Annotated in this window: 16 protein-coding genes and 2 tRNA genes; 6 read left to right on the top strand and 12 right to left on the bottom strand. The window is 52.4% G+C overall.

Annotated features, from left to right (window positions below):
* Positions 1–9: 9 nt before the first annotated feature.
* A complete protein-coding gene (locus ACSAMM_RS04155; protein WP_457789974.1) occupies positions 10–1,626 on the bottom strand; it encodes a hypothetical protein in 1,617 nt (538 codons plus the stop codon).
* On the bottom strand, positions 1,613–3,166 hold the full coding sequence (locus tag ACSAMM_RS04150; protein WP_457789972.1) for an NAD(P)/FAD-dependent oxidoreductase: 1,554 nt from the start codon (positions 3,164–3,166) through the stop codon (positions 1,613–1,615). The genes ACSAMM_RS04155 and ACSAMM_RS04150 overlap by 14 nt, the downstream gene beginning before the upstream one ends.
* A 349-nt stretch (positions 3,167–3,515) precedes the next feature.
* Between ACSAMM_RS04150 and ACSAMM_RS04145 the strand changes: the two genes are divergently transcribed.
* Positions 3,516–3,606: transfer RNA gene (locus ACSAMM_RS04145), tRNA-Ser, on the top strand.
* Between the two features lie 65 nt (positions 3,607–3,671).
* Here the strand turns inward: ACSAMM_RS04145 and ACSAMM_RS04140 are convergent.
* From ACSAMM_RS04140 to ACSAMM_RS04105, 8 genes are all read right to left on the bottom strand, one after another.
* Positions 3,672–4,589: a DUF5655 domain-containing protein gene (locus tag ACSAMM_RS04140; RefSeq protein WP_457789970.1), complete on the bottom strand. Its 918-nt coding sequence runs from the start codon at positions 4,587–4,589 to the stop codon at positions 3,672–3,674.
* Between the two features lie 454 nt (positions 4,590–5,043).
* Positions 5,044–6,339, bottom strand: a complete 1,296-nt coding sequence (locus ACSAMM_RS04135) for a helix-turn-helix domain-containing protein (protein ID WP_457789968.1) — start codon at positions 6,337–6,339, stop codon at positions 5,044–5,046.
* Between the two features lie 186 nt (positions 6,340–6,525).
* Positions 6,526–6,617 (bottom strand) — tRNA-Ser (locus ACSAMM_RS04130).
* Positions 6,618–6,791: 174 nt separating this feature from the next.
* A complete protein-coding gene (leuB, locus tag ACSAMM_RS04125) occupies positions 6,792–7,868 on the bottom strand; it encodes a 3-isopropylmalate dehydrogenase (RefSeq protein WP_457789966.1) in 1,077 nt (358 codons plus the stop codon).
* Between the two features lie 28 nt (positions 7,869–7,896).
* Positions 7,897–8,748 (bottom strand): undecaprenyl-diphosphate phosphatase, encoded by an 852-nt coding sequence (locus ACSAMM_RS04120; protein ID WP_457789964.1) that lies wholly within the window; start codon positions 8,746–8,748, stop codon positions 7,897–7,899.
* Between the two features lie 38 nt (positions 8,749–8,786).
* Positions 8,787–9,008, bottom strand: a complete 222-nt coding sequence (locus ACSAMM_RS04115; protein WP_178722510.1) for a PC4/YdbC family ssDNA-binding protein — start codon at positions 9,006–9,008, stop codon at positions 8,787–8,789.
* 74 nt (positions 9,009–9,082) lie between these two features.
* Positions 9,083–9,625, bottom strand: a complete 543-nt coding sequence (locus ACSAMM_RS04110; protein ID WP_457789962.1) for a FumA C-terminus/TtdB family hydratase beta subunit — start codon at positions 9,623–9,625, stop codon at positions 9,083–9,085.
* A 168-nt stretch (positions 9,626–9,793) separates the two neighbouring features.
* Positions 9,794–10,774, bottom strand: coding sequence for a hypothetical protein (locus ACSAMM_RS04105; RefSeq protein ID WP_457789960.1), 981 nt, complete (start codon positions 10,772–10,774; stop codon positions 9,794–9,796).
* Positions 10,775–10,949: 175 nt separating this feature from the next.
* On the opposite strand from ACSAMM_RS04105, the gene cobT reads away from it, so the two are divergent.
* The 4 genes from cobT to ACSAMM_RS04085 all read left to right on the top strand — a co-directional run bounded on the left by cobT (position 10,950) and on the right by ACSAMM_RS04085 (position 14,007).
* Positions 10,950–11,978 carry a nicotinate-nucleotide--dimethylbenzimidazole phosphoribosyltransferase gene (gene cobT, locus ACSAMM_RS04100; RefSeq protein ID WP_457789958.1) on the top strand — a complete coding sequence of 343 codons (1,029 nt, stop codon included), beginning with the start codon at positions 10,950–10,952 and terminating at the stop codon, positions 11,976–11,978.
* 11 nt (positions 11,979–11,989) lie between these two features.
* Positions 11,990–12,784, top strand: coding sequence for an adenosylcobinamide-GDP ribazoletransferase (locus ACSAMM_RS04095; RefSeq protein ID WP_457789956.1), 795 nt, complete (start codon positions 11,990–11,992; stop codon positions 12,782–12,784).
* An 18-nt stretch (positions 12,785–12,802) separates the two neighbouring features.
* Positions 12,803–13,405 (top strand): histidine phosphatase family protein, encoded by a 603-nt coding sequence (locus tag ACSAMM_RS04090; RefSeq protein WP_178722520.1) that lies wholly within the window; start codon positions 12,803–12,805, stop codon positions 13,403–13,405.
* A gap of 110 nt (positions 13,406–13,515) precedes the next feature.
* A complete protein-coding gene (locus tag ACSAMM_RS04085) occupies positions 13,516–14,007 on the top strand; it encodes an NAD(P)-dependent oxidoreductase (RefSeq protein ID WP_178722523.1) in 492 nt (163 codons plus the stop codon).
* Positions 14,008–14,073: 66 nt separating this feature from the next.
* On the opposite strand, the gene ACSAMM_RS04080 is transcribed toward ACSAMM_RS04085, so the two are convergent.
* Positions 14,074–14,868, bottom strand: a complete 795-nt coding sequence (locus ACSAMM_RS04080) for a TPM domain-containing protein (protein WP_457789953.1) — start codon at positions 14,866–14,868, stop codon at positions 14,074–14,076.
* A gap of 38 nt (positions 14,869–14,906) precedes the next feature.
* Positions 14,907–15,485: a LemA family protein gene (locus tag ACSAMM_RS04075; protein ID WP_457789952.1), complete on the bottom strand. Its 579-nt coding sequence runs from the start codon at positions 15,483–15,485 to the stop codon at positions 14,907–14,909.
* A 335-nt stretch (positions 15,486–15,820) separates the two neighbouring features.
* Between ACSAMM_RS04075 and ACSAMM_RS04070 the strand changes: the two genes are divergently transcribed.
* Positions 15,821–16,033, top strand: a complete 213-nt coding sequence (locus ACSAMM_RS04070) for a DUF378 domain-containing protein (protein WP_178722529.1) — start codon at positions 15,821–15,823, stop codon at positions 16,031–16,033.
* Positions 16,034–16,068: the final 35 nt, after the last annotated feature.

Raw genomic sequence — 16,068 nt, 5'->3', positions numbered from 1 at the left:
TCAGAAAAATCAACCGAAGGGGCAACTGTCCAGAACAACAATTTGATATCCCGGGTAGGTCAGTGTCTCCACACGGTTATCCAACGCACCGTCCCCTGATGCCAATTGGCTGTATTCCCAATCGGTCAGCAGCAGAAAATAGGTCTGAGGTTCCGGCTGCGGCTTGAACCAAGTTGATTGACTTTGATAGGGGTTAGGGGCGATTTCCCCCGTTTCATCTATATCGATATTTCGAACCTTCACTTTGGAATCGCTCAAAACCGTGATCGCCTGGGCGTTCCAGAAGGTAGCATAGCCATAGGTCATGCCGTTAGCCTCCAGAAAGGAGGAAACGCCTTGCAGCCCCTCGTCCTTTTTATAATCGTGCGGCATGGAAAGAATGGTGGTCAGCACGATGAGACAGGCCAAGAAGGCCGGCGCCAAAGTCAGAAAACCAATCCGAGGTGCGCCAGACTCCATCACCAACCAGCGGCTGAACGCCACCAGGAGTAAGATGGAGGAGGCGACGATCGGGCTCAGCCTCCAGTTGGCGGCCGACAGACTGCCGAACACATACGCCATCATGATCAGCGCCGTGAGCGTCCAATGCGCGATCAGCAAAATTTTCATATACCGCTGGGTATACCGCCGATAGCACAGCGTCATCGCCACTGGAACCAGCAGCAGAAGGATGGCAAACCCAATGCGCACCAGATTCCGAATACCGTCGAAATCGGCGAGCGGCTCTCCCCCGGCCACATCAACCCCCAACAGCGTCAGCCAATGCGGCAGAAACCCCCGCAGATTATCCATCCATTTATCCGGCCCGCTGAAGGTGGAATACGCGTCAAAATACCCTTGTGTCAATCCGCTTTTCAGCAAACCGCCTACCAGGCAGCCGGCACAGGCTGCCAACAGCAGCGCCCCGGCATAACCAGCTGTGAAACGGTTCTGCCGCGAGCACCAAGAGGATTTGGTGTCAAAAAAGCGCTCCCCCAAGATTCCCACCAACAACGGGAAAGCAAAAATGGTCAACGCCTGCAAACCATTTGTCGAACAGAGGAACATCCATAGCAGGCTGAAAGCCGCCGGGATCAACGCCTGCCGGGTAAACAGCCCCCCCGGCGCTTCCATAGCGTTTAGGGTGGAAAACGCCAGTGCCAGTCCCACCAGGAGAAACAGGATACCGAGACTGTAATAAATGATATGCCCCCAAAATATTTCCCGCAGCTTTTCACTTGAGGACAACAGCAGCAACAACGCGGTCACCATTATCGCGGCCCAGCTCATGGACCACTTCATGGAGCGGCAAAAACACACGGCCGCCGTCACAAACAGCGCTAGAAACAGCAGCATCCCGATGGCGTGGGTGGTTGTCGACACACCAAATAGACCGATAAAGGGCTGCATCAGCAATTGACCGCCAAACGGAAGCAAGCAGGCATATGTAAAATCCGCATTAAAAAGACCGCCGGCGTCATAACCAGCCTGCGCCCAAAGGATGGTGTCGGTGCAGTCGGAGTGAAAATATCCCCAGGCCGGGAACAGAATAAAATAGCCGATGAGCGAGACGCCCAACAAGATGATCAGACAGGCCAACAAATTGGGCAGAGTCAGCAGACGCTTACCCGTTTCACTTCTCTTCATGATAGGCTTTCTCCGTATTGACATTCCAAAGGTTCTGCCGCGAGCTATCGCCCGTCAAGATACAGCGCACCGCTTCAAAGGAGGTTGCCATGGAATGATCCATGTTGTTGTACCGATGCTGTCCATTCCGGCCCACGCAGTACAAGTTTTCGATGCCGTCCAGATAGTCGCGAAGCTCATCGATCTGTGCATAGGTATCAAAATAAGCGGGATAGGCTTTGAGGATGCGCTCCCGGTGGGAGTCAAGCACATCCTCGGCCTGGGTCAGAATCCCCATGGAAATCAGTTCTTTGATAGCGAAGGCTACACAGTCCTCTTCCGGCATACGCCAAAAATCGTCGCCCTCTTCACAGAAATACTCCAAGCCAATCCATACGGTATGCTCCGGATCCTTGACTAAATAGGGCGACCAGTTATTGAAGATTTGGATACGCCCCAGCTTTACGCCGATATCTTGAACGTATATCCAGCAATCGGGAACAATGTTTCCCAAGGTGGGGATGGCGGTCTTGTTCTCCAAATTGAGTTTGTTAACCAAAAGTCCCACCGTAACAAAATCGCGGTAAGGCAGCCCAGAGGCAACGCGCTGAATCGTATCCGGTACGGCATCCCCCAAGCCTGCCACCAAATCTTTGATGGGCATGGACGAGATGACGAAGTCCCCTTCAATCTCCATCGGCTTTCCGTCATGCTCATAGACGACGCCGGAAATACGGTTATCTTTCCTGGTAAGAGACGTTACCTGGCAGTTCTTCAGCAGGCGGCCGCCCTTGTCTTCAATCTCGGCCGCCACGGTTTCCCACAATTGTCCGGGGCCGAATTTGGGATAGATAAATTCCTCAATCAGCGAGGTCTCCACCTGTCTATTTTTGGATTTCGGAAGGATTTTCGAACACATGTCCTTGATGACCGCGGAAATCGACAGCCCCTTTACCCGCTGCGCGCCCCATTCGGCGGAAATATCCCGCGGATGCCGTCCCCACAGCTTTTCCGTGTATCCTTCGAAAAACATGCTGTACAGCACCCGGCCAAACCGGTTTATGTAAAAGTTCTCCAGGGAATCTTCCGGCAACTTGCGAAACAAGGAATGCAGATAGCTGAAGCCAGCTTTGACTGTCTGCCGGAACCCCATATTCCGAAATGTCTGGGGTTTCATGCTGATAGGATAATCGAAAAAATGCTTTTGATAATAAATGCGGGATACCCGCTGCCGAATCAGCATGACCCGGTCTTCCTTCTCCGGGTCAGGGCCGGCATCGGCCAATGACTTTTTCCTGCCCAGGACTTTATCATCGATAGAAGGCGCTCCTTGAATGGGCATTATTTGCCGCCACCAATCCATGATCGTATCGTCCTTGGAAAAGAACCGATGACCGCCTATATCCATGCGATTTTCATGCCAGCGGATCGTTCTCGATATACCGCCGACATCATCGCCGCCTTCCAGAATAACGACCTCAAAGTCCCCCGACTGCCGCAGAAGCTCATAGGCGGCAGTCAGCCCCGCAGGACCAGCGCCAATAATAATTACTTTTTTCAATGCCGTCCCCACCTCTTTTATACTAACACCGCATATTGTGTCTATTATACGCGATTGGAATACTTTTGTCTACGTCAATCTACGAAAACCCAAGCATAATTGGTAATAAAATGTCGCATATTGTATAGGGATCATTTGACAAAATCACTATTATGCCGCTTTATAAGGGATACTTGCACGCATGGGTTTCCCCAATTCTGGAGCCTTCTCATCCATTATACACGGGAACCTTCGGTATCTTACAAAAATTTTTTAAAAAACGAAAAAAAGACTTGATTTTTTGAAAGACATTCATTATAATGGTCTAGCGTCAACGGAGAACGACCTTGCGTTGGCGGGTGATACCGATGGAGAGTTGGCTGAGTGGTCGAAGGCGCACGATTGGAAATCGTGTGTGCGTTAATAGCGCACCTAGGGTTCAAATCCCTAACTCTCCGCCAAAAGAGACCGACTAATTCGATGAATTAGTCGGTCTCTTTTTATTTTCTAGTTCCTGATTACTTGACTAGTTTTCATTATAGGCTCGCTCAATCAGTGGTTTTGCCTTTTCTAAGTCCCTATTGTTTTGCAAATGCAATTCCACCGGCCCACATCCCCAATGCCCAATATTTGTAACATCTCTTGAATAGCCGTCTTCAAAGGTTACCGAATTGACCTCTAAGGGAAGATTGATAATGAGTTTTTTCCTTTGTGCCACAACAGTCACAACATTTTTGATTTTCTTAAAAGCAGCATAGAGCTTCAAATGGGTTTCGCTGATATCATCGCCCAGACTTAGTATGTAATTCGATAAATCCTGATATAAGATTTTTATGGCTTTATCCGCACTTTCCATCTGCTCATCAAAAGTTTTATCCGATGACTTCGCTTTCAATGCAATGGGTTCATTTTCTGGAATTGCAGCGGCAACATTTTCATTGATCTGCTCGAACATCAATAGGTCTTCACCGAATTTTTTATACCGGATCAGGCTAATGTTACGGTTCATCTGTTTAATCGCCGATTCATCATACCTGGTAAAATCTCCCGCTATACAGATCACACGGGGCATAGTCCAGTCGATGACTTCGGCCGCTTTTAGTCCCAGCGTTTCAATAACAAGGACTTTAAAGCTATCTTTATGATCGAGCAGCCAATTTAAATAAAACAGTCCCTGATTAATTACGTTTTCTTTCATTGACCGTTTATACTCAAAAATGACAGGACAATGATTTTCATCAATCCCAATGCTATCCATTCTGCCCCCATCCGTTGTACGATACTCAGACGCAAGGAAAGTAACGCCAAAGAAAGTCATCATATTGTTTTCAATAACCGTCTGAAGCTCTTTTTCAAGTGTAACGGTTCCACTTTGATACTCCTTTACCGTTCCAGCTATGTTAAAAAGTTTAATATCAGCCATTACTTTCACTCCTTTGACCACAAGCCCTTGTCCTTCTGGATGAAAAAGGAAAATTCATGTAATATAAGGTAATTATATCATAAACAAGCGGGGATTCAACAGTGTTTTGGACGATTTCATTTTTTATATCCGCGTTAGAGACGTAAAATAAAATGATCGGAAATCGTTTGAAATTACCCTCGCGTCCCCGAAAAAGATTGGTAGCAAGCTGGAACGTTGCGAGCGCGTTTACAAGCGAACAGCAAAGGTGCAGCGTGACCTTTTTCGTAAAAGGAGACGTAGCGGAATGAGCGCGCCGGTGACTTTTGTAAAAAAGTCGCCGCAAGCGATATGTAGCTTGCGGCGACGTGTCAAGAGACTACGGAAAAGATATTTTTGCGATTTTAGATGAGGGATTCGACCCCTTGTAATACAAGACAACCGAACAGAAGTAATCGAAACATATAGGTTCGGATCGCAATGGTGTTATCAATAATTATTCAATCATCAACTTATCAAAATTTTCGCAAACCCATTTGGTCATCTTCTTGTTCACTTGGAAAATATTTTTATATTTCTCCTGCTCAGAAAGCCATGCACAACAAATCAATTGATTGGATAAAATGACATAGGGAATCGCTTTTGTTTCGTTATCACTAAGTTTTGCCACACTATCATAACCGTAGATAATGTTTTTATAAATCTCAATCCATTTTGAAAGATTCTCCTGATTATTTTCATCAAAGCTCTCACTTAAAATCGCAGTCGTAGCGTAGCAGGGATCGAAAATTCGTATATTCCGTTCTGATAAATCAAAGTCGATAAATCCCCATGTGTCTTCTGCCATAATAATATTGCTTGGGTTGGGATCACGATGAATGATTTGTTTTGGCAGGGTGCTATATAATGTTCCAAATGATTCCATCGTATCCTTCCAAAAGCGTTCCGGGATATTGAGCATATCTTTTGCTTTTGGTAAAGCCCAATTTTTGACGTTATCATAAATATTAACATCGTTGACTACTACATCCACTTTTGCAAGCGCGAGGCTGAGCTGTCCAATGATTTCACCTACAAATCTCGCTTTATCTTTATAGTTGCCTTCGTACATATTAAGAGCTTTTATACGTTCACCCTGCAAGCGCTTGGTCAGACTAAAATACAACTGACCATCCTCAACGATTTCTTCGCCAGCAACGGTTTTGATAGGAGCAGCGGCAGATAATCCAAAGTTTTCTAATGATTTTGAAATATCAACATATTTTTTTAGCGTGCCTAAATTGGCGAAAATTTTAATGACATAATGATCACCAACATAAAATGCGTGATCGTTTTTTTCTCCACTTTCATAAAAAATATCTGTGATAATTTCGTTTTCTAAATTCCAGTTTTTCAGAATTTCGCTTACTTTTTTATGTGTAACCATAATATGTTCCTCCTTGAAAAGATTAATTTTATAAGGTTTATTAAACTTATAATTTTTGAGAAATTGCTTGGGCGTACAACCAAACTCACGCTTAAATGCTTTATAAAATCCAGCATATGTATCGAAACCGTAAGACAAAGCGATATCTATCATTTTGTTTCCATGACTGATTTCATAGATTGCATGTAGTAGTTTCCTGCGTACAATATACTGCATGATAGGCATACCCACAGCTGTTTGAAAAAGTCGATAATAATAAAACAATGAAAAGTTTGCTTTATCGGCAAGTTCCTGTGCTGCAATTTCTGTTTTAAGATTTTCTTCTATATAATCAATGCTGTTTTGAATAATATCAAGATTTCTCATCACATGCCTCCTTTCTCAAATATTCCTTGTAGCTACACACATATAATAACATAAAAGCAGGAAAATACATTTCCTGCTTTGCGATATTTTATAGTTTACATGTTATATAAATAGCATTTCTATAACTTTATCATACAAAACAAAAGCACAACACGAGAGTTCAACTCTACAATGTTGTGCTTTTCTTGGCGGAGAAGGTGGGATTCGAACCCACGGGCCCGGTTAAGGGCTTACTCGATTTCGAGTCGAGGCCGTTATGACCACTTCGATACTTCTCCGTATATGTCAACCCCGGTTTCCCGGAGGTGGACGCTTATTTAGTTTTGTCAGACAATCACTTGGGCACATATAGATATCGCCGTTAATTATAGAATAGCTAACTCTGTTTGTCAACCGTTCTGGCAAAAAATCTTCCGGCTCCTGCGCTGCCTCCGCAGGAGCCGGCTTTTATCTTATGCCAGGGCAGATACCACGGCGTCGCCCATTTCTACTGTTCCCAAGCGCTTGCAGCCGTCTGTAAAGATATCTGCGGTTCTGCAGCCATCGTTCAGAACGCTTTCCACAGCCTGCTCAATGGCGTCAGCCGCTACCGGTTCGTTCAGCGAATACCGCAGCATCATGGCCGCGGACAAAATGGTGGCCAGCGGGTTCGCCAAATTCTTTCCCGCAATATCCGGAGCCGAGCCATGAATCGGCTCATACAAACCGCGGGTCCCCTCACCCATGGAGGCGGAGGCCAGCATACCGATGGAGCCGGCGATCTGCGACGCTTCATCCGAAAGAATATCTCCAAAAATGTTGGAGGTAAGAATGACGTCAAACTGCTTGGGGTTGCGAACCAGCTGCATGGCGGCGTTGTCCACATACATATGGTTCAGTTCCACATCCGGATAGTCCTTCGCGATTCGGATCACCGTTTCCCGCCACAGACGCGAGGATTCCAAGACGTTGGCTTTATCAATACTATGTACCTTTTTATTCCGTTTACGGGCTGAATCAAATGCCACGCGGGCAATCCGTTCGATTTCCGGCACGGTATACATTTCGGTGTCATACGCCGCTTGCGCGCCATTCACCGTTTTCCGGCCACGCTCGCCAAAATAGATGCCGCCGGTCAGTTCTCTAACCACCATGACATCCATGCTGTCCCCGATAATATCTTCCCGCAAAGGGCATGCGCTTTTCAAAGGGCCGTAGATTTTTGCGGGGCGGAGATTCGCAAACAGCCCCAGAGCCGCACGAATTCCTAACAAGCCCGCCTCCGGACGCTGTCCACCGGGCAGGATGTCCCATTTGTAGCCGCCGACAGCGCCCAGAAGAACCGCGTCGGACGCCAAGCAGGCCTCTACCGTTTCACCGGGCAAAGGGTTGCCGGTTGCGTCGATTGCGCAGCCGCCTAGCAGCGCGTCGGTATAGGCACAGCGAAAACCGAACCGCTGTCCCGCCGCGTCCAGCACCTTCACCGCCTCGGCCACGATTTCCGGGCCGATGCCGTCGCCGCGCAGCAATGTGATCGCATACGTATTCATTGTATTGACACATCCTCTTTTTGAAGAATCAAGCGTGCACCACGTTAGGAATAACATTTAACAAAACCAGCAAAATCACCAAAGCCCCCAAGGCAATCCGATACCAGCCAAACGGCTTAAAATCATGCTTCTTGATGAAATTCATCAGAAAACGGATGACCACCAGCGAGACAAGGAAAGATACCACGGTCGCAATGATCAAGGCAGCCCACTCTTGGCCGCTGAACGACACCTTGTCAATGACAAGAGCTTTGAGAAATTTGACGCCACTGGCTCCCAGCATGACCGGAATGGCCATAAAAAACGAGAACTCCGCCGCCACTGTCCTGGAGGTACCCAGCAGCGTAGCGCCCAGGATGGTCGAACCCGAACGTGAGGTGCCTGGAATCAGGGCCAGCATTTGAAAAACACCGATGCCAAACGCCGATTTATAAGACATCTCCTGAAAGCTGCCGATTTTGGGCTGCTTTTTCCGGGATTCCATCCAGATAAAGGCCACCCCATATAAAATGAGGGCGGCGGCGATGACCAAGGGATACGATAGCTTGGAATCGATTAAATCGTTGAGCGCCATACCGACAACACCCGCCGGAATACTGGCTATCAGCACCTTTCCCCACAGACGAAAGGTGTCCCCCTTTTCCTTCTGGCTCTTTTTGGGAGAAAACGGATTCAGCTTATGAAAATACAACACCACGACCGCCATGATGGAGCCAAGCTGAATTACCACTTTAAACACATTGAAAAAATCGGGACTGACATTCATGGGCCAAATCGCATCCAGCAGCAGAATATGGCCGGTGCTGCTGATGGGCAGCCATTCGGTAATGCCCTGTACGATGCCCTGTACGATCGCCTTGAGTATCTCGATAAAATCCATAATGAGGGCCATACCTTTCCCCGTGAAGCACGGCGGTATTACAGGTCAATTTCGTTAAGCAAATCCCGCAGAAGGATCACTTCGTCCGCAGAAATCGTCACCCCTTTGCCCATTTTGGCATGTTCAGGCGCCCATTCGCGGATATCGTATTTCGGTGCACGGTCATTCCAGGATATCAAATTCAGCTCCTTTGTCCATCCGGAGGGAGACTGGGACAAGACGCCGAACTCTTTTACAATTTCATACTTCAATTCTGCCATGGGTTGCACTCCTTGTTTTGTTTTTATATTTATATATGGCCAAGACCCCTCCTGCTATGCATGCCGGAGAAAAATCAGCCTGTATATCCGGCGTCAAACAGATTGCCGCCACAGCAATCGATGGCTACTATAAGGGGAAACTCACGAATTTCCAGCCGTTTCACCGCCTCGCAGCCCAAATCCTCAAAGGCGATTACCTCGCAGGCCGTCACACTTTTGGCGGCCAGAGCGCCCGCCCCGCCCACGGCACACAGATACACCGCCTGATTACGGGCGATCGCCTCCACAACCGCGGGAGCGCGCCCCCCTTTTCCGATGGTGGCGGTCACGCCGCTATCGTATAAACGAGGCGCATAGGGATCCATCCGCCCCGATGTGGTGGGTCCGCAGGCGCCGATGGGCAGCCCCTCAGGCGCCGGTGTGGCTCCCGAGTAATAAATCACGCTGTCTTTAAGCGAATAAGGCAATGGCTTGCCCTCATCGAGCAATGCAAAAATACGCTTATGCGCCGCGTCTCGGGAGGTGTATACCGTTCCGGAGAGATAGACCCTGTCCCCCGCCCGTAAGGATGGACAGACGGCGGGCAGCTTGCTTGTATGGATATGCCGCTCGGTCATAAGGATTCCCACTTTCCGGTTCACGCGAATCAGCCGAACCAATTTTCCAAGATTTCTGACAGCCGCCTCTTTCGCCTGGTCGGAGGCAGAGGCGTCCGATAGGGCCGCCGGATCGGCGGCCGCTCCGATTCGCCGCTTTTTACCGCCGCCGTGACAGCGGGAAGCGGCTCATCGAAAAAATGCCGGTTCGGTCAGCGGCGCCGAATCGCCCGGCTCCTCGTCCACGGGATTGTCCTCGGAAATTTCCGCGCATTCCGTCACCGCCGCCGCGGAGCGTTCCAAATGCCGGGCCCACTCTTCCAGCCGCAGTTCAGAGGCGGCGCTTTTCTCTTCCAGCTCCTGACGGGCTTTTCCAAGCTCTTCACGGGAGGCGGCCAGCTGTCTATCGATTCCCTCCAGCGTATCCTCGATGGTGTCCAGGCAGCCGCCGGCCCGGGCATAGGTGCTTTCGAGATAGCGCTGCCCCATAGACCGGATTTCCACCAGAAACGCCCCGAGATCGCCCATCAAGCCTTCATAACTGCGGTTGGCCGCCAGCAGTCTCTCGATTTTCGCTTCCTTTTCCGCCATCTCGTTCTTCTGCGCCGTCAATGCTTCCCGCAGCCGCTCGTTCTCAGCGCGCAGGCTATCGGATTTCTCGTCGCCGCCCACCCGCAGCTCTTTTTCTGTTTCGAGACGCGCCTCCAGTTCCCGCAGCTTCTCCTGGAACGCATCGCTCTCAGCCGCGCGTTCCGCCCGTTCTTTTTCCAATGCAATCCGCGCCTCGTCGGCCCGGCCCTGTACCTCGGCGGCAGAGTCCACCAACAAACGCATTCCACCTAGCTGATCCCGCAGTTCCTGATTTTCCCGGCGAAGGGCGTCGCCCGCCGCAGCCGCCTGCCGCAGCTGCTCTGTTTCAGCGAGCCGCTCCTCCTGCTGCTTGCAGGTCTGCAGGACTTCCGACAGCTGTTCCGCGTTTTGCTTAAGCGCCAGGTCGCTTTCCTCCAGCTTCTGCTGTTCAGCGCTTAACTGCGTGCGCGCTTCTTCCAGCTCCCGGCGCGCTTCCTCCACTTCCTCGCCGTGCCGGGCGTTGAGCTCATCGATATAATTCAAAACATCGGCCTTGTTGAATCCGCCGATCCCTGTGCGAAACGATCCGATTTCAGCCATGCCTCTCACGTCCCTTTATCTGGCGTTGAATTTTAACCATTATACTATATCATGGGAAAAAAGAAAAGACAAGCGGTTATTTCCCCGGTAAGCTTGAGCCGCGTTCCATCTTGTGGTAGAATAAAAAGACATGGGCGGCGGCCCGATTATTCAACGGAAGGTGGAGGTGACCAGTATGACAATGGAACAGGCGGCAGCACAAATCCGTCTTCCCGACACCAAGGCCCGCGACGCCGCCCGCCGGAGACTGGATACCCGCGCCAAGCTGCCGGGCAGTCTGGGTCTATTGGAAGACGCGGTCATTCGCCTGGCGGGCATACAGCGGACCGCCTTCCCCCGGCTGGACCACAAGCTTGTGGTGGTCGTGTGCGCGGACAACGGCGTAACCGCTGAAGGGATTTCCCCTTCCGCCCCCACTGTCACCGCCGCCCAGGCGGTCAATTTTGCCCGGGGCGGCGGCACCATCAACGCTTTCGCCCGTCGGCTGGGCGCGCCGGTTCGTGTGGTGGATGTGGGGATCGCTACACCGTACACACATGAAGGTGTGGAGCGGAGAACTGTCCGGCGCGGCACCGATAATATGGCGGCGGGCCCCGCTATGTCGGCGGCGGACTGCCGCCGGGCTGTGGAAGTCGGCATAACCCTGGCGGAAGAAGCGGCCGCAAGCGGCGCACAGCTGCTCATTCCCGGCGAAATGGGGATCGGCAACACCACCTCCTCCAGCGCCGTCGCCGCCGTTCTGCTGCAAAAGCCGCCCGAAGAGATAACCGCCAGAGGGGCGGGCGCTCCTGAACGGGTGGCGCATAAGGCGGCGGTCATTCGAAAGGCATTGGACGTCAACCGCCCCTGTCCCGCCGACCCGCTGGATGTTTTAGCCAAGGTCGGCGGACTGGACATCGCCGCGCTGTGCGGCCTTTATATAGGGGCCGCGGCCTGCGGCCTCGCTGCCATGCTGGACGGCGTCATTTCCTGTACCGCCGCCCTGGCGGCGGTGAGGCTGGCACCGGCTGTCCAGGAGTATCTTCTCCCCTCCCACTGTTCGGCGGAACGGGTAGGAAGCCTCCTGCTGGAAGCCCTCGATAAGAAGCCGCTGATTACCGCCGGCCTTTGTCTTGGAGAAGGAACCGGCGGCGTTTTGGGTGCGGCGCTGTTGGATTACGCTTTGGCCGCTTACGAACAGGTGGTTGGAATCGACGAAATTTAGGGGGAGCGCGTGTGGTGCTGCAATCGCTGATCATTGCCATATCCATGTACTCGGCCATTCCCATGCCGCAAATCGAATGGCGGGAGGACAATATGCGCTGGTCGCTGGGTTGTCTGCCGGCAGTGGGGCTGCTGGCGGGCGGGCTGCTTTACGGGTGGTCGGTGCTGGGTGCTGTTACCGGCATGCAGCCGGTGCTGTTCGGCGCGGTGGCTGTCCTCCTCCCCATCGTTTTGTCCGGCGGTTTTCATATGGACGGTTTCCTAGACGCCGCCGACGGCATTTTTTCCCGCCGCGACCGGCAAAAGCGTCTGGAAATCATGAAAGATCCTCACTGCGGTCCCTTCGCGGTGCTTTGCTGCGGCGGCCTGCTTCTGCTGGAGCTGGGCGCTTGGTGCCAGCTGGCGTCCGTCCCAAAGCTTCTGCCTCTGGCCTGCTGTCTTTTCACTGTATCCCGCAGTCTGACGGTCATGGCGGGCAGCCGCCTCCCTTATACGTCCACCAGCACGCTAGGCGTGCTCTTTGCCAACCGGGCGGCCCGCGGCGTGGCCGGTCTAGGCATCGCGGAAACGGCGGTTTCCGTTGCCGGGTTATTCATTGTCGGCTGGCTGTCCGCCGGTGCCGGCGGCTGTATCGCGGCGGCCGTGCTGGCCGCCGCGGCGGGGCTCCTCTTCTGGTGGTACGCTTCCATGGTCCGCCGGGAGTTCGGAGGGATTACCGGGGATTTGCTGGGCTTCTTTGTGGAGCTGTCCCAAGGCGGCCTGCTGCTTGTCCTGGCACTTTGTTCTTTGTTTCTCCGCGCATTGTGATAGAAAGGTCTTGATTATATGCAATTGGAACTCGTATTCATCCGTCACGGTCAGACAGCCGGGAATGAACAGCGCCGCTATATCGGGCAGAGCGACGATCAGCCCTTGTCCGAAGCCGGCCGGGCCCAGCTGCAGGAATGGCAGGCCGCCAAAAAATACCCGCCGGCCGACGCCCTGTATGTCAGCCCCTTAGCCCGCTGTCAGGAGACGGCCAGAATTCTCTATCCCATGCTGGTACCGGTGACCATCCCGTCTTTGGTGGAAGTCGATTTGGGCATATTCGAAGGGAAAACCTACGAGCAGCTTAAGGATGAGCCGTCCTTCCGACGCTGGATCGACTCCCGTGGGATGACGCCGCCTCCCGGCGGAGAGGGCGGAAAGGAAATCGCGCAAAGGCTGATGGGCGCGCTGCGGCAAATCGCTGACGACGCGCAGCGCTGCCATTTCAAGCGGGCGGCCGTTATCACCCACGGCGGTTGCATTATGACACTTTTTCAACAGCTGGACGTCGCTCCCGGGACGGATTTCTATGCCTACGCCACGCCAAACGGCAGCGGATATACGGCCCTGCTGGATACCAATACCATACAGCTGTCCCGTATCACTCCTCTGTCTTTGTAAAAATATTTCAAGAATTTTCGTACTTTTTCGAGCAAAGCTTGTCAAATGCGAAAAAATTCGGTATACTTAACCCAGAATACTTACAGGACTGGAAAGGCGTGGTGAGGAACATGGCATTGGGCTTCCCCCTTTATATCGACCTGAACGGCAATAACTGTGTGGTTTTCGGGGGCGGAGACTATGCCGCTTCCTGCGTGAAGACGTTGCTGGCCTTCGGGGCGAGGGTGACGGTTATCTGCCCGATACTCAGTGAAAAAATGCGGGAGTTGGATGCAGCAAGTGAAGCCGTCCGCCATATTCCCCGCCGCTATTACCGCGGGGACTGCACCAACGCCTATCTTTGTGTGGCCGCCACCAACGATGAAAGTGTAAACATTGCCATTTCTGACGAATGCAAGGCAAAAGGGGTGCCGGTCAACATTTCCCGGCCGGCCGCCTTCGGCAATTTTATTTTCCCCGCTGTGATTGTCCGGGACGATATGGTCATCTCCATCGCCGGCAATCAGCCGCCGGACGCACTGGAACCGCTACGAACCGCGTTGGAAAATACGCTGCCCACGCTTTTGGAAACTGCCGGCTGGGGGCCGGAAATCGATAGCTGATATACAAGCTGCAGCCCCGACACACGATGTGTCGGGGCTGCAGTTTTTATATTTTGTTTGGTCGAATCAGAAGCCGCGGGAAGCGCCTCCGCCGCCGAAGCTGCCGCCACCCCCACTAAATCCGCCGCCTCCGCCTCCGCCGCCGAAGCCGCCTCCAAAACCGCCGCCATGGCCGCCGCGGCCCGAGTGCCAAAAGATGACAGGCGGACCGCCCCTGCGGCCCGGACGGCCGAAAAAGAAACCGCACAGGATAACCAGAGCCACCAGGATAACAATAAAGACAGTGCCGCCGTCGTCGTTTTCGTGCACCACGTCATCGATCGGCGTATAGCTGGCGTCCGGCTCCAGGCCAAGTTCGATCATCACCTCGTTGACCAAGGAACGATAGGCGTCCAGCATGCCGCCGGAATAATCGCCCTCTTTGAATTTGGGCGTGGCATACGTATCCAGAATGCGGCCTGCCTTAATATCCGGGATGCCGCCTTCCAGCCCCTTTCCCACTTCGATGGTCACCTGCCGCTCGTCCATGGCCAGCAGGAGAAGCACGCCGGTATCCTCTTTTTCTTTGCCGATGCCCCAGCGGTTGGCCAGTTCATAGGCAAAATCGCGCACCTCTTCCCCATCCATGGAGGGAACGGTCACCGCCACCACCTGGGCTTCCGAGCGGGCAAACAACTGCTTGCCCAGATTATACATCTCGTCTTCTGCCTGGGCCGACAGCACATCGGCAAAATCATTGACAAAAAACCGATCGGTGGGCTCAAACGCTTCCGCAGCAGCAGCCGGCAGGGCGGTGCCGGCAAATAAGACCAGGCTCAGCCCCGCCGCCGCAAGCAGGCGCATGCCTCCGCCACTCCTCATCCTAACCATCCATTCTCATCAAAGGCCCCATAGGCTTATCAATCGAAATTCACCTGCGGATTGCTCTGCGAGCCCTCCGAGGCCTGGAAATACGCCTTCTTATCATAGCCGAACAGGGAGGCCACCACCGAGCCCGGGAATCGCCGGATAGCGGCGTTATACTCTTTGACGGCCTCGTTGTATTCCTGCCGGGCTCTCGTAATACGGTTTTCGGTTCCTTCCAGCTGTGTCTGCAAATCTTTGAAATTCTCGCTGGCTTTCAAATCCGGATAATTTTCCACCACGACCATCAGCCGAGAGAGCGCCGCGGACAGTTCCCCGTCGGCCTCCAGTTTGGCGGCCGTGTCCGTCGCGCCGGCCAGTTTGGCGCGTGCGTCGGCCAGGGCGGTATATATGTCCTCTTCATGCTGCGCATAGCCCTCCACTGTATTCACCAAATTGGGGATGAGATCCGCCCGGCGCTGCAGTTGTGTTTGAATGGTGCTTTCCGCCGCACTGATACTCTCGTCCAAAACGGCGAATTTGTTGTTGGCCGAAACGCCCCAGCCAATGACGCCAATAATCAGAAGAACCACAACAACCACTACCGAGAGAATGGCCATGGTACTTTTTTTCATAATTTCGTCCGTCCTTTCTCTGCAGCCTCCGCTGCTAATTGAACCGAAGGCCTGCATCCAATAGAATACCCAAACGCGCCGCTTTTTTCAAGTGTTTTGGCTACGAATTCACCGCCTCTTCATAATTATGCGGAACTCTCAAGAAAATTGTCATCGGTTCTTCATTGATTCGAAAGGAATCCGGCGGGCGGACATAAAAATTTTGCATTTCCCCGCGCATATTTTTTTCCCGTCCGGCCATACTAAGCGATGCGGAGACCTGTCTCTGCCCGCAATATTTTTCACAACTCCTGGAAAATGGAGCGAATGCTTGATAAAGAAAGGATGGACGTTTCATGCTGGACAGACTGGCTTTGATCCTGGTTGTCATCGGAGCGCTCAACTGGGGCAGCATCGGCTTATTCCAGTTCGACATAGTGGCGTGGGCCTTCGGCGGCGCGGGTTCCGCCGTCAGCCGTGTGATTTACACCCTTGTCGCCCTGGCTGGTATCTGGTGTATTTCCCTGTTCTTCCGGGATCGGGAAGAAATCCTCGAACACAACGATTGATTCCGCGAAAAAGCGCAGCCGTCATTGCTGATGGC

It is taken from the genome of Anaeromassilibacillus sp. SJQ-5, assembly GCF_054108045.1.
The sequence above is the reverse complement of the archived record's forward strand: the minus strand, read 5'-3'. Positions and strand labels throughout refer to the sequence as shown.

Excerpts from the sequence above, each read along its gene's own strand:
- ACSAMM_RS04155 (WP_457789974.1), bottom strand. The coding sequence starts at position 1,626 with ATGAAGAGAAGTGAAACGGGTAAGCGTCTGCTGACTCTGCCCAATTTG.
- ACSAMM_RS04135 (WP_457789968.1), bottom strand. The coding sequence starts at position 6,339 with ATGAGAAATCTTGATATTATTCAAAACAGCATTGATTATATAGAAGAA.
- leuB (WP_457789966.1), bottom strand. The coding sequence starts at position 7,868 with ATGAATACGTATGCGATCACATTGCTGCGCGGCGACGGCATCGGCCCG.
- ACSAMM_RS04120 (WP_457789964.1), bottom strand. The coding sequence starts at position 8,748 with ATGGATTTTATCGAGATACTCAAGGCGATCGTACAGGGCATCGTACAG.
- ACSAMM_RS04115 (WP_178722510.1), bottom strand. The coding sequence starts at position 9,008 with ATGGCAGAATTGAAGTATGAAATTGTAAAAGAGTTCGGCGTCTTGTCC.
- ACSAMM_RS04110 (WP_457789962.1), bottom strand. The coding sequence starts at position 9,625 with ATGACCGAGCGGCATATCCATACAAGCAAGCTGCCCGCCGTCTGTCCA.
- ACSAMM_RS04105 (WP_457789960.1), bottom strand. The coding sequence starts at position 10,774 with ATGGCTGAAATCGGATCGTTTCGCACAGGGATCGGCGGATTCAACAAG.
- cobT (WP_457789958.1), top strand. The coding sequence starts at position 10,950 with ATGACAATGGAACAGGCGGCAGCACAAATCCGTCTTCCCGACACCAAG.
- ACSAMM_RS04090 (WP_178722520.1), top strand. The coding sequence starts at position 12,803 with ATGCAATTGGAACTCGTATTCATCCGTCACGGTCAGACAGCCGGGAAT.
- ACSAMM_RS04085 (WP_178722523.1), top strand. The coding sequence starts at position 13,516 with ATGGCATTGGGCTTCCCCCTTTATATCGACCTGAACGGCAATAACTGT.
- ACSAMM_RS04080 (WP_457789953.1), bottom strand. The coding sequence starts at position 14,868 with ATGAGGAGTGGCGGAGGCATGCGCCTGCTTGCGGCGGCGGGGCTGAGC.
- ACSAMM_RS04075 (WP_457789952.1), bottom strand. The coding sequence starts at position 15,485 with ATGAAAAAAAGTACCATGGCCATTCTCTCGGTAGTGGTTGTTGTGGTT.
- ACSAMM_RS04070 (WP_178722529.1), top strand. The coding sequence starts at position 15,821 with ATGCTGGACAGACTGGCTTTGATCCTGGTTGTCATCGGAGCGCTCAAC.